The organism is Luteimonas terrae, from assembly GCF_031457535.1.
In the GTDB taxonomy this organism is placed as follows: domain Bacteria; phylum Pseudomonadota; class Gammaproteobacteria; order Xanthomonadales; family Xanthomonadaceae; genus Luteimonas; species Luteimonas terrae_A.
In genome coordinates, this window is sequence record NZ_JAVDWO010000001.1 from 489550 (window position 1) to 508684 (window position 19135).

General features: G+C 68.2%; 19 protein-coding genes and 1 tRNA gene. 14 read left to right on the top strand and 6 right to left on the bottom strand.

Going from position 1 to position 19135, the window contains the following annotated elements:
• Positions 1 to 33: 33 nt before the first annotated feature.
• Positions 34 to 1038 (bottom strand): type I glyceraldehyde-3-phosphate dehydrogenase, encoded by a 1005-nt coding sequence (gene gap / locus J2W68_RS02015; RefSeq protein WP_310151612.1) that lies wholly within the window; start codon positions 1036 to 1038, stop codon positions 34 to 36.
• A gap of 217 nt (positions 1039 to 1255) precedes the next feature.
• Between gap and J2W68_RS02020 the strand changes: the two genes are divergently transcribed.
• The 13 genes from J2W68_RS02020 to J2W68_RS02080 all read left to right on the top strand — a co-directional run bounded on the left by J2W68_RS02020 (position 1256) and on the right by J2W68_RS02080 (position 11856).
• A complete protein-coding gene (locus tag J2W68_RS02020) occupies positions 1256 to 1873 on the top strand; it encodes an OmpW/AlkL family protein (RefSeq protein ID WP_310232445.1) in 618 nt (205 codons plus the stop codon).
• A 407-nt stretch (positions 1874 to 2280) separates the two neighbouring features.
• Positions 2281 to 3102: a S1/P1 nuclease gene (locus J2W68_RS02025; RefSeq protein ID WP_310232226.1), complete on the top strand. Its 822-nt coding sequence runs from the start codon at positions 2281 to 2283 to the stop codon at positions 3100 to 3102.
• A 72-nt stretch (positions 3103 to 3174) separates the two neighbouring features.
• Entirely contained in the window at positions 3175 to 4041 is an 867-nt protein-coding gene (locus tag J2W68_RS02030; protein ID WP_310232228.1) for an MBL fold metallo-hydrolase, read from the top strand.
• 61 nt (positions 4042 to 4102) lie between these two features.
• Entirely contained in the window at positions 4103 to 4615 is a 513-nt protein-coding gene (locus J2W68_RS02035) for a hypothetical protein (protein WP_310232229.1), read from the top strand.
• Between the two features lie 10 nt (positions 4616 to 4625).
• Entirely contained in the window at positions 4626 to 5444 is an 819-nt protein-coding gene (gene modA, locus J2W68_RS02040; RefSeq protein ID WP_430539645.1) for a molybdate ABC transporter substrate-binding protein, read from the top strand.
• A 3-nt stretch (positions 5445 to 5447) separates the two neighbouring features.
• Positions 5448 to 6158, top strand: coding sequence for a molybdate ABC transporter permease subunit (modB, locus tag J2W68_RS02045; protein WP_430539646.1), 711 nt, complete (start codon positions 5448 to 5450; stop codon positions 6156 to 6158).
• A complete protein-coding gene (locus J2W68_RS02050) occupies positions 6158 to 6772 on the top strand; it encodes an ATP-binding cassette domain-containing protein (protein ID WP_310232232.1) in 615 nt (204 codons plus the stop codon). The genes modB and J2W68_RS02050 overlap by 1 nt, the downstream gene beginning before the upstream one ends.
• A gap of 63 nt (positions 6773 to 6835) precedes the next feature.
• Entirely contained in the window at positions 6836 to 7387 is a 552-nt protein-coding gene (locus J2W68_RS02055; RefSeq protein WP_310232234.1) for a flavin reductase family protein, read from the top strand.
• Positions 7388 to 7505: 118 nt separating this feature from the next.
• Entirely contained in the window at positions 7506 to 7964 is a 459-nt protein-coding gene (locus J2W68_RS02060; RefSeq protein ID WP_310232237.1) for a hypothetical protein, read from the top strand.
• A 34-nt stretch (positions 7965 to 7998) separates the two neighbouring features.
• Positions 7999 to 8457, top strand: coding sequence for an ABC transporter substrate-binding protein (locus J2W68_RS02065; protein ID WP_310232240.1), 459 nt, complete (start codon positions 7999 to 8001; stop codon positions 8455 to 8457).
• Positions 8454 to 9467 (top strand): cation transporter, encoded by a 1014-nt coding sequence (locus tag J2W68_RS02070; protein ID WP_310232242.1) that lies wholly within the window; start codon positions 8454 to 8456, stop codon positions 9465 to 9467. The genes J2W68_RS02065 and J2W68_RS02070 overlap by 4 nt, the downstream gene beginning before the upstream one ends.
• A 9-nt stretch (positions 9468 to 9476) precedes the next feature.
• Positions 9477 to 11465, top strand: coding sequence for an acetyl-CoA hydrolase/transferase C-terminal domain-containing protein (locus tag J2W68_RS02075; protein WP_310232243.1), 1989 nt, complete (start codon positions 9477 to 9479; stop codon positions 11463 to 11465).
• Positions 11466 to 11538: 73 nt separating this feature from the next.
• Positions 11539 to 11856 (top strand): BolA family protein, encoded by a 318-nt coding sequence (locus tag J2W68_RS02080; protein WP_310232246.1) that lies wholly within the window; start codon positions 11539 to 11541, stop codon positions 11854 to 11856.
• A gap of 190 nt (positions 11857 to 12046) precedes the next feature.
• On the opposite strand, the gene tkt is transcribed toward J2W68_RS02080, so the two are convergent.
• Both tkt and J2W68_RS02090 read right to left on the bottom strand, forming a co-directional pair.
• Entirely contained in the window at positions 12047 to 14035 is a 1989-nt protein-coding gene (gene tkt / locus J2W68_RS02085) for a transketolase (RefSeq protein WP_310232249.1), read from the bottom strand.
• A gap of 87 nt (positions 14036 to 14122) precedes the next feature.
• Complete coding sequence (locus J2W68_RS02090) at positions 14123 to 15454, bottom strand: dicarboxylate/amino acid:cation symporter (RefSeq protein WP_310232251.1); 1332 nt, start codon at positions 15452 to 15454, stop codon at positions 14123 to 14125.
• A gap of 105 nt (positions 15455 to 15559) precedes the next feature.
• On the opposite strand from J2W68_RS02090, the gene recQ reads away from it, so the two are divergent.
• On the top strand, positions 15560 to 17404 hold the full coding sequence (recQ, locus tag J2W68_RS02095) for a DNA helicase RecQ (RefSeq protein WP_310232253.1): 1845 nt from the start codon (positions 15560 to 15562) through the stop codon (positions 17402 to 17404).
• Between the two features lie 146 nt (positions 17405 to 17550).
• On the opposite strand, the gene J2W68_RS02100 is transcribed toward recQ, so the two are convergent.
• The 3 genes from J2W68_RS02100 to queE all read right to left on the bottom strand — a co-directional run bounded on the left by J2W68_RS02100 (position 17551) and on the right by queE (position 19132).
• A tRNA-Lys gene (locus tag J2W68_RS02100) sits at positions 17551 to 17626 on the bottom strand.
• Positions 17627 to 17697: 71 nt separating this feature from the next.
• Positions 17698 to 18375 (bottom strand): 7-cyano-7-deazaguanine synthase QueC, encoded by a 678-nt coding sequence (queC, locus tag J2W68_RS02105; protein WP_310232256.1) that lies wholly within the window; start codon positions 18373 to 18375, stop codon positions 17698 to 17700.
• 76 nt (positions 18376 to 18451) lie between these two features.
• Positions 18452 to 19132 carry a 7-carboxy-7-deazaguanine synthase QueE gene (queE, locus tag J2W68_RS02110; RefSeq protein WP_310232259.1) on the bottom strand — a complete coding sequence of 227 codons (681 nt, stop codon included), beginning with the start codon at positions 19130 to 19132 and terminating at the stop codon, positions 18452 to 18454.
• Positions 19133 to 19135: the final 3 nt, after the last annotated feature.

Below are 19135 nucleotides of genomic sequence, written 5' to 3' on the forward strand. Positions count from 1 at the left end.
GGGCTCCGGGTAGCGCAATGATCGACGCGGCAGTTACTTTGCCGCGACCACGCGGACCATCTCCAGACACTTGTTGGAGTAGCCCCACTCGTTGTCGTACCAGCTGACCAGCTTGACGAAGGTCGGATCGAGCGCGATGCCGGCCTCGGCATCGAACACCGAGGTACAGGTCTCACCGCGGAAATCGGTGGCGACCACCTTGTCCTCGGTGTAGCCGAGGATGCCCTTCAGCGCGCCTTCGCTCTGCGCCTTCATTTCGGCGCAGATCTCCTCGTAGCTGGCCGGCTTGTCGAGTTCGACCACCAGATCGACCACCGACACGTCGGACGTCGGCACGCGGAAGCTCATGCCGGTGAGCTTCTTGTTGAGCTCCGGAATCACCACGCCGACGGCCTTGGCCGCACCGGTACTGGAGGGAATGATGTTCTCCAGAATGCCGCGGCCGCCGCGCCAGTCCTTGTTGCTCGGGCCGTCGACGGTCTTCTGCGTCGCGGTTGCCGCGTGCACGGTGGTCATCAGGCCGCGCTTGATGCCCCACTTGTCGTGCATGACCTTCGCGATCGGCGCCAGACAGTTGGTCGTGCACGAGGCATTGGAGATGATCGCCTCGCCGGCGTAGGTCTTGTCGTTGACGCCGAACACGAACATCGGCGTGTCGTCCTTCGACGGTGCCGACAGGATGACCTTCTTCGCGCCCGCATCAATGTGCTTCTGGGCGGTGTCCTTGGTCAGGAACAGGCCGGTCGATTCGATGACGACATCGGCGCCCACTTCGTCCCACTTCAGATTGGCCGGGTCGCGTTCCTGAGTCAGGCGGATCTTCTTGCCGTTGACCAGCAGCGTATTGCCCTCGACCGACACCGTGCCCTTGAAGCGGCCGTGCACCGAGTCGTAGGACAGCATGTAGGCCAGGTAGTCCGGCTCCAGCAGATCGTTGATCGCGACGATCTCGATGTCGCCGTCGAAGTTCTCCACTGCCGAGCGCAGCACGTTGCGGCCGATGCGGCCGAAGCCGTTGATGCCAACCTTGATCGCCATGAATCCGGACTCCTGCAGCCGCGCGCACGCGACGAAAGTGGGAAAGACGTGGCCGCGCGGCGCGTGGGCGCCAGCCCGGACAGCGCTGCACAGTCTACCAGCCACACTGCCACGAGACCCCTGCCAGCCCTGCGCGCCGCGCGCAATGATTGCGATCAAGGCGCAGCGCGGGCGCGACACCAACACTGTCCGCATCCCACGACGACTGGATCTTCCGATGCGTACGCTGCCCCTCGCCCTGATCGCCCTCGCCTGCCTGTCACCCGCCCTGCCCGCCTCCGCCCAGTCGGCCGGTGACTGGACCGTGGCCGTAGGCGCGCATCACGTGAATCCGAAATCCGACAACGGCAGTCTCGCCGGCGGCACCCTGCCGCTGTCGATCGGCGGCAGCACCCGGCCCACGATTGCAGTCGAATACTTCGTGCGCGACCGCGTCGGCATCGAGCTGCTTGCCGCGACCCCGTTTCGCCATGATCTGGACATCGCCGGCCTCGGCCGGATCGGCAGCACCAAGCACCTGCCGCCGACGCTGAGCCTGCAATACCACTTCACGCCTCAGGCCCGCGTCGCACCGTTCGTCGGTGCCGGCCTCAACTACACGACGTTTTTCGAAGAAGAAACCCGCGGCGCACTGGCGGGCGCGAAGCTCGCACTCGGCGACTCATGGGGCCTGGCGCTGCATGCCGGTGTCGACATCCAGGCTGGACCCGGCAAGCTGCGGCTGGATGCACGGTGGATGGATATCGAAAGCGACGTGCGACTGGATGGCGTGAAGCTGGGCGCAGCGCGGATTGATCCGCTGGTGTACGGGGCTGCTTACGTCCTTTCTTTCTAAACTAAAAATTGCTTGATACATTCTGGCGGCAGTTCCCCAGTGGTTGCCGCCACTGGCTAAAGTGAAGCACGTGTTCCGGACGGTCCACTGGACTCGCAGTTTTGTCCTCCGCGGGCTTCACGTATGCCAAGTGCCTGACGCTCCGCAGTGGCCTCACCCTGTAGTTCGAGAGAGGTCACATGAATTTCGAAAGGCCGACTAACAGCGAGTGCACCCCAGCCCCTCCCTGATCCCGATTGGCGGGGCGATCTTGCGAAGCCGTATCACCCATCCCAAGCGCTGTAGCACGGCTATATCTCTGTAGTGCTGCGAGTTCGTAGCTGGCGCACTTGCCTCGTTAACTGGCGCTCCAATGCCGTCAGCGCCCCAGTGAGCTGTATGCACACGGGCCGGTTTAAACTCCGCCCATGCTGCGTCGACTCCTTCTATGCGGCGGCCTGCTGGCCGCCTTCGCCCTTCCCTCGTCCGCCCTCGCCTGGGGCAAGCTCGGCCACCGTCTGGTGGCGCAGGTCGCCGAGCGCGATCTGACGCCTGCCGCGCGCGCCGAGGTGTCCCAGCTGCTGGCCGGCGAAGCCGATCCCACCTTGGCTGGCGTCGCCAGCTGGGCCGACGAACTGCGTGAGCACGATCCGGACCTGGGTCGACGCTCGGCGGCTTGGCACTACGTCAATATCGGCGAGTCGAACTGCCGCTATGAGGCGCGGCGCGATTGCCCGGACGGCAACTGCGTGGTCGAGGCGCTGAAAACCCAGACCGCGATCCTGGCCGACCGCACCCGCCCGCGTGCCGAACGGGCGCAGGCGCTGAAGTTCGTCGTGCATTTTACCGGCGATGCGCACCAGCCAATGCACGCCGGCTACGGCCACGACCGCGGCGGCAACCATGAGCAGGTCAACTTCCGCGGACGCGGCACCAACCTGCACGCGTTCTGGGACAGCGGCATGCTCAACAGCCAGAACCTGTCTGGTGATGCCTGGCTGGCGCGCATCGGCGCGCGTGCGCCGTCGGCCGATGCCAGTGGCCCCGTTCGCCTACCCCCCCCGGCGGCCGACTGGGCCGAGGCCGCCTGCCGCATCGCGGTGTCGCCCGGGGTCTATCCGCGCCGCGCGCGAATCAACGATGCCTACGTGGCCACGCATCTGCCGCAGGCCGAGCAGGCATTGCGCGATGCCGGCGCCCGTCTCGGCGCGCTGCTGAACACCGCGCTCGCGCCGCCGGCGCAACGCTGAACTTACGCAATCGCAACGTCCGCGCGGGCCGCGTGGACTAGCATCGGATGCGTCCACGGTCAGGAGCTCGCGATGCCGCAACCGCAGGTCACCCCGTTCCACCACGCCGGCACCGGCACGTGGAGCTACATCGTGCGCGACCCGGCGTCGAACGCGGCGGCGATCGTCGATCCGGTGCTGGACTTCGACATGGCCTCGGCGCGTACGTCCACTGTCTCGGCGATGGTGCTGCTCGAGCATGTGCAGGCGCATGGCCTCGACGTGCAGTGGATTCTCGAGACACACGCCCATGCCGACCATCTCTCGGCCGGCGACTGGCTGCGCGCGCAACTGCCGAACGCGTGGCTGGCGATCGGCGACGGCATCCGCACCGTGCAGAAGACCTTCAGGCCGATCTTCAATCTGGGCGAACATTTCCCGGTCGACGGCTCGCAGTTCGACCGGCTGTTCGCAGCCGATGACACATTCGCAATCGGGGCGCTGGAAGGCCGCACGATCCCGGTGCCCGGCCACACCAGCGACAGCAACGCCTATCTGATCGGCGATGCGCTGTTCACCGGCGACTCGCTGTTCATGCCCGACGGCGGCACCGCGCGCTGCGATTTCCCCGGCGGCGATGCGGCCACGCTCTACCGCTCGATCCAGCGCATGTTCGAACTGCCCGACACCACGCGCGTGTTCGTCTGCCACGACTACGGCCCCGGCGGCCGTGCGGTAGCCTGCGAAACCACGATCGGCGCGCAGAAGCGCGAGAACATCCACGTCGGCCACCACATCGACGAGGCCACCTTCGTCGCCCTGCGCGAGGCGCGCGATGCCACGCTGCCGATGCCCGCGCTGTTGCTGCCATCGGTGCAGACCAACATCCGCGCCGGCGCGCTGCCGGAAGCCGAATCCAACGGCGTGCGCTACATGAAACTGCCGATCGACACGGTCTGAAGCCGCGTTGTCGCAGCGAAGACCCGTCGCTATGCTCGATCGCTCATCAGGAGGGCGCTCCATGTTCCGTGGCCCACATCTGCTCGCGCTGGTGCTGCTGTGCGCGACCACGGCCCACGCGCAGACGCCCGGGCTGCATGACCCGGCCGCACATCAGCGGGCCGGCCTGCCGGTCACCCCCTCGCCTGTCGTCGTGCCGCTCGACCCGGCCGCGCGTGCGTCGCTGACCCGGCATCGGGTCGAAGTCGTGACGCACGGCGAACCCCTGCGCTGCGAGGGCGTCGCGCTGACCGCCCTGCTGCAGGCCAGCGGCGCGATGCCGGATGCGCCACTGCACGGTGCCCTGCTCGATCGCTACGTCCTGGTCAGCGCGCGTGACGGCGCGCGCGCGGTGTTCTCGCTCGGCGAACTCGACGCCCCGCTCGGCAACCGCGGCGTCTATCTGGTCGACCGTTGCGACGACGCGCCGCTCGACGCCGACAGCGGTCCGCTGCGCCTGCTGGTGCCCGATGACACGCAGCCTGCCCGCAGTCTGCGTCAGGTCGAACGCATCATCGTCATCGCTGCGCCCTGATCCTGTCGCGATGATCCCCGGAATCGACATGGACCTGCGCCACTCTCGCCCATGGCTGCGCGCATCCGCCGCCCTGCTGCTCCTCGTGCTCACCGCGCTCGCCGTCCTGCCGGCCGAAGCGCAGGCACGCGCGCCGATTACCGTCTTCGCCGCGGCCAGCCTCAAGGAATCGATGGACGCCGCGGCCGCGCGCTATCAACGCGACACCGGGCAGGCGGTGCGCGTGTCGTACGCCGCCAGTTCCGCGCTCGCCCGTCAGATCGAACAGCGTGCACCTGCGGACGTGTTCGTCTCCGCCGATCTGGAATGGATGGACTGGCTGCAGGCACGCAAGCGCATCGATGCGGCTTCGCGGCGCGTGCTGCTCGGCAACACCCTGGTGCTGGTCGCGCCGGCACGCAGCGCCGCGCAACCGTTCGAACTCACCCGCGACACCGATCTGCTGCCGCTGCTCGGCGCGCGCGGCCGCCTGTCGCTGGCGCTGACCGCCAGCGTGCCGGCCGGCAAGTACGCCAGGGCCGCGTTCGAATCGCTTGGGCAATGGCCTGCCCTGCAGGCGCGCGTCGCCGAATCCGACAGCGTGCGTTCGGCGCTCACCCTCGTCGCGCGTGGCGAGGCGCCGCTGGGCGTGGTCTACGCCAGCGACGCCCATGCCGAGCCGCGGGTCAAGGTACTGGCGACATTCCCGGCCGACAGCCACCCGGCCATCGTCTATCCGGTTGCGCGCGTCGCTGCGAGCCGCCACCCGCAGGCCGATGCCTTCGTGTGGTGGCTCGATGGCGAGGCCGCGTCGGCGATCTTCCGCCAGCACGGCTTTACGATCCGCTGACCGATGGCCGAACCAGGCACCCTGCTGGGCTTCGGGCCCGATGAACTCCTCGCCATCCGGCTCAGCCTGAAGGTGGCCGCGGCCGCGGCGCTGTGCAGCCTCCCATTCGGCATCGCCATCGCCTGGCTGCTCGCGCGCCGGCGGTTCTTCGGCAAGTCGCTGCTCGATGCGCTGGTGCATCTTCCGCTGGTGCTGCCGCCGGTCGTCGTGGGCTACGCACTGCTGGTGCTGCTGGGCGGAAACGGCGTCATCGGCCGCTGGCTCGAAGAGACGCTGGGCATTTCATTCGCGTTCCGCTGGACCGGCGCGGCGCTGGCCAGCGCGATCATGGGATTTCCGTTGATGGTGCGCACGATCCGGCTGTCGATCGAAAACGTCGACCGGCGCCTCGAACAGGCGGCGGCGACACTCGGCGCCAGTCCGTGGCGCGTGTTTCTCACCATCACCCTGCCCCTGGCTTGGCCGGGCGTGATCGCCGGGGCAGTGCTTGCGTTCGCGAAAGCGCTGGGCGAATTCGGCGCGACGATCACCTTCGTCTCCAACATTCCGGGCGAAACGCAGACCGTGTCGTCGGCAATCTACGGGCTGATGCAGGTGCCCGGCGGCGAAGCCGGCATCTGGCGGCTGGCGGCGGTATCGGTCGCGATCTCCCTGGCCGCGCTGCTCGCCACCGAGTGGCTGGTCCGTCGCCAGCGCGGCGAGGTGCACGACTGATGCTGCACGTCGACATCGACCTGCGCCGCGGCAACTTCGCGCGCCACATCCGCATCGAAGCCGCGCAACGCGTGCTCGCGCTGACCGGGCCGTCGGGCGCGGGCAAAACCAGCGTGCTCAACGCGATCGCAGGCCTCGTGCGCCCGCGCGCGGGACGCATCGAGATCGACGGCCGCGTGCTGTTCGACAGTGCCGCACGCATCGACGTGCCCGCGCATCGCCGGCGCGTGGGCTATGTATTCCAGGATGCGCGCCTGTTTCCGCACCTCGACGTACTGCGTAACCTGCGCTACGGCCGCCATCACGACGGCGCCGACCGCTTCGAACTCGATCACGTGGTCGACTTGCTCGGCATCGGCGCCCTGCTGGGACGCCAGCCGTCAAATCTTTCCGGCGGCGAAGCGCAACGCGTGGCGATCGGGCGCGCCCTGCTGTCGCAGCCGGCGGTGCTGCTGTTCGACGAGCCGCTGTCTGCGCTGGACGAAGCGCGGCGCGAGGACCTGATTCCGTGGCTGCAGCGCGTGCGCGACGAGGTGCGCCTGCCGATGCTCTACGTCAGCCACACCAGCGACGATGTGCGTCGCCTGGCCGACGCCGTGCACACGCTCGACTGAGCAGGCGACACCGCGTTCACCACCGACCTGCGGCAATTGCAGGCCCGCCCGCAGGTCCGCGCCATGCCCCGCACCCACGCGATACCGCCTGACCAGACGCGCCGCTATCTCGAACCCGGGCCGGTCGTGCTGTTGTCGACCGCGCACGCGAACGAGCGCGGCATCATGACGCTGGGCTGGCACATGATGCTGGGCTACGACCTTGTCGGCACTTACATCGACCCGGGCAACCGCAGCCATGCGCTGGCGCGCGCCAGCCGCGAATGCGTACTGAACCTGCCGACTGCCGACATGCTCGACACCGTCGTGCGCGTCGGCAACTGCAGCAGTACGGAGGCGGACAAGTTCGAGCGCTTCGGGTTGAGTGCAGTCGAAAGCAGCGACGTCGAGGCGCCCGGTATCGGCGAGTGCCACGCCCGCTTCGAATGCCGCCTGCACGAGACGCGGATCACCGCCGACTACCCGCTGTTCGTCTGGCGCGTGGTCGCCGCGCACGCTTTGAGACGCCCAAAATGGCCGCGCACTGTGCATTACCGCGGCGATGGGCAGTTCATGCTCAGCGGCGAGCCGCGTTCGCGGCGCGCACTGTTCAAGCCCGGGATGCTCGAGTCGTAGGCGGCCGCGATGCGCCACGCGCCACGCCTGCCCATCGAAGCGTTCGCGCTTGCCACCTGCGCGACGGTATCGTGGGGCGTGTCATCCAATCCGATCTGTCGAACGCAAGGAGCCTCCGATGCGCAATCCCCTCCTTCCACGTCCGCGTACAGTCCTGGCGACGCTCGCCGTCGCCGCTGCACTGACCGGCTGCAACGCCAGCCCCGGTGAAGAGACATCCGCCGCGACACCCTCAGACACAGCAGCGGCTGCGACATCCGTGTCCGCACCTGACAGCGTGGACACGGACGTGCGCTTCGTGTCCGGTACGAGTTACGCGACCACCGGCGCCCAGGCGGAGATCGCACTCGTTGCCGAGGACGAGCGGGCCATCGATGTACTGCAGCGGATCGCCACGGCCAGTGGCGTCCGCGTCGACATCGCGCAAGGCATGAGCCTCGACCACCGCGTGTCGTTGAACCTGGACGGGATTTCCATCGCAACCGTGCTCGCCCTGCTGGGGCAGAACGTGGGCGCGGACATCACTGCCGAGCGCGATGCCATACGCGTCCGCCCACGGGTGTCTGCAGGGAAGTAACTCCGCCTTCATCGCGGATCATCGATAAGGCCGCATGGTCCGATTGACGCTTCTGCTGTTGTGCCTCTGCCTGGTGGCGTGTGGCCCCTACCCGCGCGATGCGCGCGACAGCAGCGACCGTGCGCGCGAATCGATGCGGGTCGGCCTGAGCCATGATCCGCCCTACGTCGTGGTGCGCCCTGGCGCCGAGCCGAGCGGCCCGGAAGTCGCACTGATCGAGGCCTTCGCGAATGCGCACGGCCTGCACGTGGAGTGGGTGGTCGACGGCCACGAAGCGCTGATGGGCGACCTGGTCGAGCACCGTCTGCACATGGTGGCCGGCGGCCACGCGGCGAAGTCGCCGTGGACCGACGTGAGCTGGTCACGGACGTTTCTGGTACGCGATGCGCAGGGCCGTCCGGCCGCGCGGCGCATCGCACTGCCGCCGGGCGAGAACGCCTGGCAGCTCGACGTCGATCGCTGGCTGCACGCGCAGCGCGAGCCGTCGCGATGACCGACGACCGGGCGATTCCGGTGCCGCGCGTGCCGCGCGAACTGCCACCGCGGCAGCTGCAGGACCTGCGCCGCGCCGCGCGCCTGTGCTGGTGGTCGATCGGCCTGCTCGGCGCGATCACGTTGATGATGTATCTGACGATGGGCGGCTCGCAGGCGATGCTGACCGCGCTGGTCGAGGACGTGCTGAGCATGCTGCCGCCGATCGCGTTCCTGATCGCGCTGCGGTTCCGCGCCCGCGGCGTCGACAGCACCTACATCAACGGGCGCGAACGCGCGTTCGACATCACCTTCCTCGCGTCCTCGGTCGCCCTGACGGCCGTCGGTCTGCTGCTGGTGCTCGATGGCCTGCATGTGCTGGCGACCCGCACCCATCCGGTCGTGGGCTCTGTGGCGATCGGCGATACGGTGATCTGGCAGGGCTGGGTGATGATCGCCGCGCTGGCGGTGTCGTGCGTGCCGCCGGTGATCCTGGGGCGCATGAAGCTCAAGCTTGCACGCGCGCTCGATTCCAAGCCGCTGCAGGCCGACGCCGACATGAACAAGGCCGACTGGATGACCGCGGTCGCGGGCATCGTCGGCGTGCTGGGCATCGGCTTCGGCCTGTGGTGGGCGGACGCGGCGGCTGCGGTCTTCATCGCGTTCGAAGTGCTGCGCGACGGCGTGCGCAACCTACGCAATGCGGTGCGTGACATGCACGATGCGCGGCCGCAACGCGTGGACCGCAGCGACCACGACACCTTGCCCGACCAGGTGATCGATGCGGTGCTGCGCCATCCGGACGTGGCGGCCTGCCGGGTGCGTTTCCACGAGGAAGGCATGCGCCTGTCGGGCGTGATCTATGCGGTCCCGCGCGAGGCGACGTTGACGCCGGCCGCCGCGAACGCCATCCGCGAGACGGCGCGCGCAGTGCATTGGCGGATCGACGAGGTCCACGTGGTCCCGGACACGTCAGCGGCGACCTGCGCGCAGGACAGGCCGGACGGGGACACTTCATCGTCGCGCGGGTAGGCTAGCCGCATGACTGTCTATCTCGACGACGTCGCCGCGGCGGCGGCCCATGTGCGCGCCCACGTCGAAGGCGCCCTGCACGTCGGTGCCCCGCTCGGCATCGGCAAACCGCACCGCCTGCTCAACGCGCTCTACGATGCCGCGGTCGCGGACCCCGCGCGGCCTTTCACGCTCTATACCGCGCTGTCGCTGGATCCACCAAAGGGCGGTGACGATCTGGAAGGCCGCTTCATCGGTCCGTTCGCGAAGCGCCACTTCGGCGAAGACTTCGTGCGGCTGAAATACGTGGACGCGCTGCGCCGCAATGCGCTGCCGCCGCATGTCGAGATCGAAGAGTTCTACATGCAGTCCGGCGCGATGCTGCACTCGTCGCAGGCGCAGCGCCGTTACGCCAGCCTCAACTACACGCATGTGGCGCGTGCGCTCGCCGATCGCGGCGTCAACGTGCTGGTGCAGAAGGTCGCCGCCAACGACGACGGCTCGCGCTTCTCGCTGTCGTCCAACACCGACCTGACCTTCGACGCGATCGACGCGCTGCTCAAAGCCGGTCATTCACGGCCCCTGGTCGTCGGCGAAGTCGATCCGGCGCTGCCGTGGCTTGACGGCACCGCAACGGTGGACGCCGCGTTCTTCGACGTGGTGATCGCCCCGCCGCCGCCCTACCCGCGTCTGTTCGGCCTGCCGCGCCAGCCGGTCTCGGATGCCGATTACGCGATCGGCTTCTACGCCAGTGCACTGGTGCGCGACGGCGGCACATTGCAGATCGGCATCGGCGCGCTGGCCGACGCGCTGTGCCATGCGCTGGCGCTGCGCCACACCGACAACGCCGCGTACCGGCGCGTGCTGCATGCACTCGATCCCGACCTCGCCACGCATCGCACGGTGCAGGCCGGCGGCGGACTCGATCCGTTCGAGATCGGCCTCTACGGCTGCAGCGAGATGATCAACGAGGGCTTCAAGCGGCTGGTCGAAGTGGGCGTCATCAAGCGCCGCGTCGTCGACAAGGCCAGCCTGATGCGCCGCGCCAACGACGGCACTGCCAGCGCGCTCGATCGCGAACTCATCGAGCGCAATGGCGAATTCCTGCACGGCGCGTTCTATCTCGGCTCGCCGGACTTCTATGCGTGGCTGCGCGGTCTCGACGACGAAACGCGCCGCGGCATCGGCATGAAGCGCGTCGGCGAGGTCAACGAACTCTATGGTCTCGACGAGGGCCTCGAACGCTTGCAGCGTCGCGATGCGCGGTTCTTCAACAGCTGCATGATGGCGACCGCGCTTGGCGCAGCGGTATCCGATGGTCTGGAGGACGGCCGCGTGGTGTCCGGCGTCGGTGGCCAGTACAACTTCGTCGCGATGGGACACGCGCTGCCCGATGCACGCTCGGTGCTGTTGCTGCGCGCCGCGCGCGATGCCGGCGGCGTCCGCGAGGCCAACATCCGCTGGCACTACGGCCACACGACAATCCCGCGGCACCTGCGTGATGTCTACATCACCGAATACGGCATCGCCGATATCCGCGGCGCGACCGACGAGGACTGCACGCGCGCGATGGTGCGCATTGCCGAGGCGCCGCATCAGGGGAGCCTGGTCGCGCGCGCGCAGGCATCGGGGAAGCTGGATGCACGCTTCGTCGTGCCGGAGCCGTGGCAGCGCAACACGCCGGAGACGCTGCGCAAGGCATTGGCGCCGCTGCGCGCCGACGGCAGCCTGCCCGACTATCCACTGGGCAGCGATTTCGATGTCGTCGAACAGCGCCTGCTACGCGCACTGGCTTGGCTGCGCACGCAGACCGCGACGCGGCGCGGCAAGTTCGCGACCGTGTTCGACGCGCTCCGCGGGGGCATCGGCGACGACACGCCGGCGCTCGCACGCATGCAGTTGCAGGCGCCCAGCGGCTTCAACGAACACCTGCTGGCGCGGCTGGTGTCGCTCGGGCTGCGCCGCACCGTGCGTGACAGCGCACCAGCGGATGCCATCGCGCCGACATCCGCTGCGTGACGCGCGCGCCCGTCCGCTTGCGATCGCACGTCACGCCTCCATCTCGTTCGATGTTCCCGTGCAGGACCCGACCATGACCACCCGCACCGACCAGCTCCGTGACGCCCTCGCCGCGCTGCAGCCCACGCACCTCGATGTCGAGGACGAGAGCCACATGCACAGCCGCGGGCTGGAGACGCATTACAAGGCGGTCGTGGTCAGCGCAGCCTTCGACGGCAAGCGCGCCCTGCAGCGGCACCAGGCCGTCTATCGCGCGCTCGGCCCGCAGATGCAGCAGATCCATGCGTTGGCCCTGCACACGTTCACGCCGCAGGAATGGGCGGCGGAAGTGCAGGTGCCGGATTCGCCGCACTGCCGGGGCGGGAGCAAGCACGACATGCCCAAGGCCTGACGAATCCGTGTAGGAGCGCGCTCGCGCGCGAACGGGCATTTGCGGGAATGCCAATCGCGCGCAAGCGCGCTCCTACATGGGGCTAACGGCGAGACCCGCATGGGTTGAGCGTTCGCGGCCACACACCGCCTACAAAAAAGCCCGCTTTCGCGGGCTTTTTCTTGACACCTTCAACGCTCGATCAGACCGATCAGAGCGCCTTCGCCGCCTCGACGATCTTCTCGACCGTGATGCCGAAATGGGCGTACAGCTTGTCGGCCGGGGCCGACGCGCCGAAGCTGTCGATGCCGATGACCGCGCCATCGAGGCCCACGTAGGCGCGCCAGAACGGGGTGACGCCGGCCTCGATTGCGACGCGCTTGCGCACCGCGTTGGGCAGCACCGATTCGCGGTACGCCGCGTCCTGGCGGTCGAACACGTCGGTCGAGGGCATCGACACCACGCGCACGTTATCGCCCAGCTGCTCGGCGGCCTGTGTGGCCAGGCCGACCTCGGAACCGGTCGCGATCAGGATGATCTCCGGCGTACCGACCGAATCCTTCAGTACGTAACCACCACGCGCGATTGCGTCGACCTGCGCGGCGTCGCGCGCCTGGTGCGGCAGGTTCTGGCGCGAGAAGATCAGGCAGCTCGGGCCGTCCTTGCGCGTGATCGCCGACTTCCAGGCCACCGCCGACTCGACCGCGTCGCACGGGCGCCACACGTCGTTGTTCGGGATGTAGCGCAAGGAGGCGAGATGCTCGACCGGCTGGTGGGTCGGGCCGTCTTCGCCGAGGCCGATCGAATCGTGCGTGTAGACATGGATTGCATGCGCGGGGATCAGCGCACTCATGCGCACCGCGTTGCGCGCGTAGTCGCTGAACACCAGGAAGGTCGCATCGAACGGGATGAGGCCGCCGTGCAACGCCAGGCCGTTGGCGATCGCGCTCATGCCGAACTCGCGCACGCCGTAATAGACGTAGTTGGCATTGGCGTCGGTGCTGGCCGCGGACTTGCTGCCCTTCCAGAGCGTGAGGTTCGAATGCGCGAGGTCGGCAGAGCCGCCGACCAGTTCCGGCAGCAGCGGCGCGAAGGCTTCGATCGCCATCTGCGATGCCTTGCGCGAGGCGATCGTCGGGCCTTCGCTCTGCAGCTTGGCGATGAAGGCATCGGCGTCGGCCTCGAAGCCGGCCGGCAGCGTGCCGTTCGAACGACGCAGGAATTCGGCGGCCAGATCCGGGTACTTCGCTTGGTAGGCGTCGAACAACTGCGTCCACTTCGACTCGCGCGCCTGGCCTGCCTCGACTGCCGCCCAGCCGTCGCGCAATGCCTGCGGCACTTCGAACGGACCGTGGTTCCAGCCGAGCGCGGCGCGCGTGGCATCGGACTCGTCCTTGCCCAGCGGCGCGCCGTGCGAGGATTCCTTGCCGGCGCGGTTGGGCGAGCCGAAACCGATCGTCGTGCGGCAGCACACCAGCACCGGCTTGTCGTCTTCGGCAGTCGCGGCTTCGATCGCGCGCGAGATCGCATCGGCGTCATGACCGTCGACGTCGCGGACCACGCGCCAGCCGTAGGCTTCGAAGCGCGCCGGGGTGTCGTCGGTGAACCAGCCTTCGGTATTGCCGTCGATCGAGATGCGGTTGTCATCCCAGAACGCGACCAGCTTGCCCAGGCCCAGCGTGCCCGCCAGCGACGCTGCTTCGTGCGAGATGCCTTCCATCAGGCAGCCATCGCCCATGAACACCCAGGTGCGGTGATCGACGATGGCGAATTCGGGCCGGTTGAAATGCTGCGCAAGCAGGCGTTCGGCGAGTGCGAAACCCACCGCGTTGGCGAAGCCCTGGCCGAGCGGACCGGTGGTGGTCTCGACGCCCGGCGTTTCGTGGCGCTCCGGATGGCCCGCGGTCTTGCTGTGCAGCTGGCGGAAGTTCTTCAGCTCTTCAAGCGGCAGGTCGTAGCCCGACAGGTGCAACAGCGCGTAATGCAGCATCGAGCCGTGGCCGTTCGACAGCACGAAGCGGTCGCGGTTGAACCACTGCGGGTTCGCCGGGTTGTGGCTCAGGTGATCGTTCCACAGCACTTCGGCGATGTCGGCCATGCCCATCGGCATGCCGGGATGGCCGGACTTGGCGGCATCGACAGCATCGATGGCGAGGAAACGGATGGCGTTGGCGAGTTCGCGGCGGGTCGGCGTGGTCATGGGCGAAGGGCGGGCGGCAGCGGCGGAGCCCGCAATTGTCCCATGCCTGCCAGCCCCGCGCTGCCTGGGCTCATGTGCAGAGCAGGATCAGCCTTTGGCGACGTCCACATCCGCCAGCGCAGCGTCCATGTCGACGCCCGCCACGTCGGCAGGCTCAGAGCGGCCGATGACCACCGAGCCGGCCATGTCGCCGCCGATGTTGACGACGGTGCGGCACATGTCGAGCAAACGATCGACGCCCAGGATCAGGCCGATGCCCTCGGGCGGAATGCCGAACATCGCCAGGATCATCGCGATCACCGGCAGTGAGCCGCCGGGCACGCCAGCGGCGCCGACACCACCGAGAATGCACAGCAGCAGGATCAGCACCTGCTGCCCCATGCCCAGTTCGACGCCGAAGAACTGCGCCAGGAACAGCACCGTGATGCCTTCGAACAGGGCCGTGCCGTTCATGTTGGCGGTGGCGCCCAGCGTGCAGACGAAGCGCGCGACGCGGCGCGGCACGCCGAGGTTCTCCTCGGTGACCTTGAGCGTCGTCGGCAGCGTCGCGCTGGACGACGAGGTGGAGAACGCGGTCAGCAGCGCTGGCTGCGCGCCGCGGAAGAACGTCAGCGGGCTCATGCGGCCGAAGACCCACAGCAGGATCGGGATCACGATGAAGAAGTGGAAGCCCAGCGCCGCGATCACGGTGCCGACGAAACGCGCCAGCTGCACCAGCACGTCCATACCCAGGCGCGCGGTGATCGAGAACAGCAAGGCCGCGACCGCGTACGGCGCCAGCGCGATGACCCAGCCGATCAGCTTCAGGCAGATGTCGTAGACGCCCTGCACCGCGGCGACGAAGCTGCGGGTGCCGGGCGTGCGCAGCGCCGTGGCGGCGATGCCGAACATCAGGGCGAAGAACATCACCGCGATCAGGTCACCGCGGGCGGCGGCGTCCACCGGATTACGCGGCACGATGTTGAGCAGGATCTGGATGCCGGAGACGCCTTCACGCGCGCCGGCGATCTCGGTCGCACGGTCGGAACTGGCCGCCAGCAGTGATTGCGCGACCTCCGGATCGATGCCGCGCCCGGGCTGGAACAGGTTGACCGCGAGCAGGCCGATCAGCACCGCCATCGTGGTGACCGCCAGGATCCACAGCAGGGTCTTGAGCCCGATGCGTCCGAGCGAGGCCGGGTCGCCGATCTCCACCACGCCCAGCACCAGCGCCGAGAACACCAGCGGAATCACCAGCATGAACAACAGGCGCAGGAACACCTGGCCGACCGGGTCGGTGACATAGGTGATCAGGCTGTCGAGCCAGCCGGCATCGGCGACGTAGAAGTTCGCCGCGAGGCCGGCCACCGTGCCGATGACGAACCCGATCAGCATCTTGGTGTGCAGCGGCATGCCGCCGGCGCTGGGGGTCGAGGTCATCGGGAACGATCCTGGGCAGAGGTGGGGCAGCTTAGCAAAGCGTCGGGCATCTTCTGACGGACCGACACGGCGCCCGACCCGCGCGCCAGCCGGTATCCTTGGCGCATGTCTTCGCTTCCCCCTGCCGGCATCGCCGGCGACGCGCTTGCCACCCTGCAGCGCGTGTTCGGCCATGCCGCGTTTCGCGGCGAACAGGCCGCCATCGTCGAACATGTGGCCTCGGGCCACGATGCCCTCGTGCTGATGCCCACCGGCGGCGGCAAGTCGATGTGCTACCAGGTGCCGGCGTTGCTGCGCGATGGCGTGGCGATCGTGGTCTCGCCGCTGATCGCGCTGATGCAGGACCAGGTGGACGCGTTGCTGCAGTCCGGCGTGCGCGCGGCGTTCCTCAATTCAACGCTCGACGCTGAGACCGCGCAGCGGGTGGAACGCGAACTGCTGGCAGGCGAACTCGACCTGCTTTACGTCGCGCCAGAGCGCCTGCTCACGCCCCGGTTCCTGTCGTTGCTGGATCGCGCGCCGCTGGCGCTGTTCGCGATCGACGAGGCGCACTGCGTCTCCCAGTGGGGCCACGATTTCCGCCGCGAATACCGCGAGCTGACGATCCTGCACGAGCGCTGGCCCGATGTGCCGCGCATCGCGCTGACCGCAACCGCCGATCCGCCGACCCAGCGCGAGATCGCCGAGCGCCTGCAGCTCGAAGACGCGCGCCGCTTCGTCAGTTCCTTCGACCGGCCCAACATCCGCTATACGGTCGTGCAGAAAGAGAACGCCAAGCGCCAGCTGCTCGACTTCGTGCAGGGACATCGCGGCGCGGCCGGCATCGTCTACTGCCTGTCGCGGCGCAAGGTCGAGGAGACCGCCGAGTACCTCGCCGGCCAGGGCGTCGATGCGATTCCATATCACGCCGGTATGGATGCAAATCTGCGCGCCGCCAACCAGCGGCGCTTCCTGCGCAGTGACGGGGTGGTGGTCGTGGCGACGATTGCCTTCGGCATGGGCATCGACAAGCCGGACGTGCGCTTCGTCGCGCATACCGACCTGCCGAAATCCATCGAGGGCTACTACCAGGAAACCGGCCGCGGCGGCCGCGACGGCGAGCCCGCCGATGCATGGATGTGCTACGGCCTCGGCGATCTGGTGCTGCTGCGGCAGATGATCGAGCAGTCCGAATCCGGCGACGAACGCAAGCGGCTCGAGCACCGCAAGCTCGACGCGCTGGTCGGCTATTGCGAAACGATGCGCTGCCGCCGGCAGGTGCTGCTGGCGAACTTCGGCGAGGACTACGCGGCCAAGGGCGCCGGCCAGCCCTGCGGCAACTGCGACAACTGCCTGGACCCGCCGGCCGCGTGGGATGCCACCGTGCCCGCGCAGAAGGCGCTGAGCTGCGTGTATCGCAGCGGCCAGCGCTTCGGCGCCGCGCACATCATCGACATCCTGCGCGGCAGCGAAAGCGAACGCATCCGTCAGTTCGGCCACAACCAGCTCAGCACCTACGGCGTCGGCACCGATGTCGACGCCCGCGTGTGGAAGAGCGTGCTGCGCCAGCTGGTCGCGCAGGGCTTGCTCGACGTCGACGCTGAAGGCTACGGCGGCCTACGCCTGACCGAGGCCAGTCGCGGCGTGCTCAAGGGGGAGACGCAGGTGATGCTGCGCAAGCCGACGAACACGAAGGAGCGCGTGCGGACCACGCGCGCAGCGACCGCGGCCGACATCGATCTGGCACCCGCCGACCGGCCACTGTTCGAATCGCTGCGCGCCCTGCGCGGACGCCTGGCGCGCGAGCAGAACGTGCCAGCCTACGTGATCTTCCACGACGCCACGCTGCGCGAGATCGCGCGCCTGCGGCCGATCAGCCACGGCCAGCTCGGCGGCATCGGTGGCGTGGGCGCCGGCAAGCTGGAGCGTTATGGCGACGCCGTGCTGGAAACGGTGCTGGACGCGGATTGACCGCTTGCCGTCTGCGGATCGAGAGCGGTAATCGCAAGTGCCGGTGTTCACAGATCCGGAGGCAGTCAAGGCGCCAGCGGTCTGCCGCGCAGCGAACGATGGTGTCTTTGCGATCGTAAGGATCGCTGCGCCTACGCGCTTGAAGCTGGTGGGTCGTGATGGATTCGAACCATCGACCAGCGGATTAAAAGTCCGATGCTCTACCGACTGAGCTAACGACCCGGAAGACAGTCGCCGGCGGCGAGGCCGGCGCAGGGGGCGCATTCTAGCGCAATGTGGGCGGCGCGTCGGCCTCAGCCGGCCGATTGCGCGTAGCGCGTGGGATCCGGCACGCCCGCAGCGGTGAATCCGTCCGCGCGCAGGCGGCAGGCGTCGCAGTGACCACAGGCCCGGCCCTGCGCGTCGGCGTTGTAGCAGGACACCGTGAGCTCGAAATCGACGCCGAGCCGCACGCCCTCGCGCACGATGTCGCCCTTGCCCATGCGCTGCAGGGGCGCGTGCACGCGGAGGCCGGCGCCTTCGACGCCCGCCTTGGTCGCGAGGTTGGCCAGGCGCTCGAACGCGTCTACGAATTCGGGACGGCAATCGGGGTAGCCGGAATAGTCGACCGCGTTGACACCGCAGAAGATGTCGGCCGCGCCCAGCACCTCGGCCCAGCCGAGCGCGAGCGACAGCATGATCGTGTTGCGCGCGGGCACATACGTCACCGGGATACCGGATCCACCCGCTTCCGGCACGTCGATGTCGTCGGTCAATGCCGAGCCGCCGATGCTGCGCAAGTCGACGTCGACGGTCTTGTGCACGGTGACGCCCATCGCCGCAGCCACGCGCACGGCCGCATCGAGCTCGGAGGTATGGCGCTGCCCGTAGCGCACGCTTAGCGCATGCACATCGAAGCCCTGTTCCTGGGCGATGGCGATGACGGCGGCGGAGTCCATGCCTCCGGACAACAGGACGACGGCTTTTTTCATGGGAGAGATCTGGATGCGGAGCGGAAATTCGGTAGGCGCGTGACAGGCTAGCGCAGCCCCGGGGCGGACGCGGGGCTCAACGGCCCGGTTCGTCGTCCCACAGCAACTTGTGCAGCTGCATCTGGAACTTCACCGGCAGACGATCGGCGACGATCCAGTCGGCCAGTTCGCGACCGGTGATCTCGCCCTTGCTCGGCGAGAACAGCACGTCGCAGCGGTGCGGTAGCCCTTTGGTCAACACGATGTCGCGCGCCCACTCGTAATCTGCGCGCGAGCAGACGACGAACTTGATCTGGTCGTGGGCTGTCAGCAGCGGCAGGTTCTCCCAGCGATTGCGGTGCGCCTCGTTGGATGCGGGCGTCTTGATGTCGAGCACCCGGCTCACGCGCGGATCGACATCACTGATGTCCAGCGCGCCCGAGGTTTCCAGCGACACCTGATAGCCGGCATCGCACAACCGCCGCAGCAGGCCGATGCAGCGCTTCTGCGCCAGCGGTTCTCCACCGGTCACGCACACGTGGCGGACGCCCTGCTTCGCAACCTCGCCGAGGATATCGTCGATCGTCCACCAGTCGCCGCCGTGGAAGGCGTACGCGGTGTCGCAATAGGTGCAGCGCAACGGACAACCGGTGAGACGGACGAAGACCGTCGGCCAGCCGGCATCGCGGGCTTCGCCCTGCAACGACAGGAAGACTTCGGTGAGCTTGAGCCGGTCGGCCGCGGATGCGGCGACCGCATCGGGCGCGACGGCGGTCATGGA

Bases quoted from the DNA above. Each gene is read 5' to 3' on its own strand.
- gap (WP_310151612.1), bottom strand. From the start codon at position 1,038: ATGGCGATCAAGGTTGGCATCAACGGCTTCGGCCGCATCGGCCGCAAC.
- J2W68_RS02020 (WP_310232445.1), top strand. From the start codon at position 1,256: ATGCGTACGCTGCCCCTCGCCCTGATCGCCCTCGCCTGCCTGTCACCC.
- J2W68_RS02025 (WP_310232226.1), top strand. From the start codon at position 2,281: ATGCTGCGTCGACTCCTTCTATGCGGCGGCCTGCTGGCCGCCTTCGCC.
- J2W68_RS02030 (WP_310232228.1), top strand. From the start codon at position 3,175: ATGCCGCAACCGCAGGTCACCCCGTTCCACCACGCCGGCACCGGCACG.
- J2W68_RS02035 (WP_310232229.1), top strand. From the start codon at position 4,103: ATGTTCCGTGGCCCACATCTGCTCGCGCTGGTGCTGCTGTGCGCGACC.
- modA (WP_430539645.1), top strand. From the start codon at position 4,626: ATGATCCCCGGAATCGACATGGACCTGCGCCACTCTCGCCCATGGCTG.
- modB (WP_430539646.1), top strand. From the start codon at position 5,448: ATGGCCGAACCAGGCACCCTGCTGGGCTTCGGGCCCGATGAACTCCTC.
- J2W68_RS02050 (WP_310232232.1), top strand. From the start codon at position 6,158: ATGCTGCACGTCGACATCGACCTGCGCCGCGGCAACTTCGCGCGCCAC.
- J2W68_RS02055 (WP_310232234.1), top strand. From the start codon at position 6,836: ATGCCCCGCACCCACGCGATACCGCCTGACCAGACGCGCCGCTATCTC.
- J2W68_RS02060 (WP_310232237.1), top strand. From the start codon at position 7,506: ATGCGCAATCCCCTCCTTCCACGTCCGCGTACAGTCCTGGCGACGCTC.
- J2W68_RS02065 (WP_310232240.1), top strand. From the start codon at position 7,999: ATGGTCCGATTGACGCTTCTGCTGTTGTGCCTCTGCCTGGTGGCGTGT.
- J2W68_RS02070 (WP_310232242.1), top strand. From the start codon at position 8,454: ATGACCGACGACCGGGCGATTCCGGTGCCGCGCGTGCCGCGCGAACTG.
- J2W68_RS02075 (WP_310232243.1), top strand. From the start codon at position 9,477: ATGACTGTCTATCTCGACGACGTCGCCGCGGCGGCGGCCCATGTGCGC.
- J2W68_RS02080 (WP_310232246.1), top strand. From the start codon at position 11,539: ATGACCACCCGCACCGACCAGCTCCGTGACGCCCTCGCCGCGCTGCAG.
- tkt (WP_310232249.1), bottom strand. From the start codon at position 14,035: ATGACCACGCCGACCCGCCGCGAACTCGCCAACGCCATCCGTTTCCTC.
- J2W68_RS02090 (WP_310232251.1), bottom strand. From the start codon at position 15,454: ATGACCTCGACCCCCAGCGCCGGCGGCATGCCGCTGCACACCAAGATG.
- recQ (WP_310232253.1), top strand. From the start codon at position 15,560: ATGTCTTCGCTTCCCCCTGCCGGCATCGCCGGCGACGCGCTTGCCACC.
- queC (WP_310232256.1), bottom strand. From the start codon at position 18,375: ATGAAAAAAGCCGTCGTCCTGTTGTCCGGAGGCATGGACTCCGCCGCC.
- queE (WP_310232259.1), bottom strand. From the start codon at position 19,132: ATGACCGCCGTCGCGCCCGATGCGGTCGCCGCATCCGCGGCCGACCGG.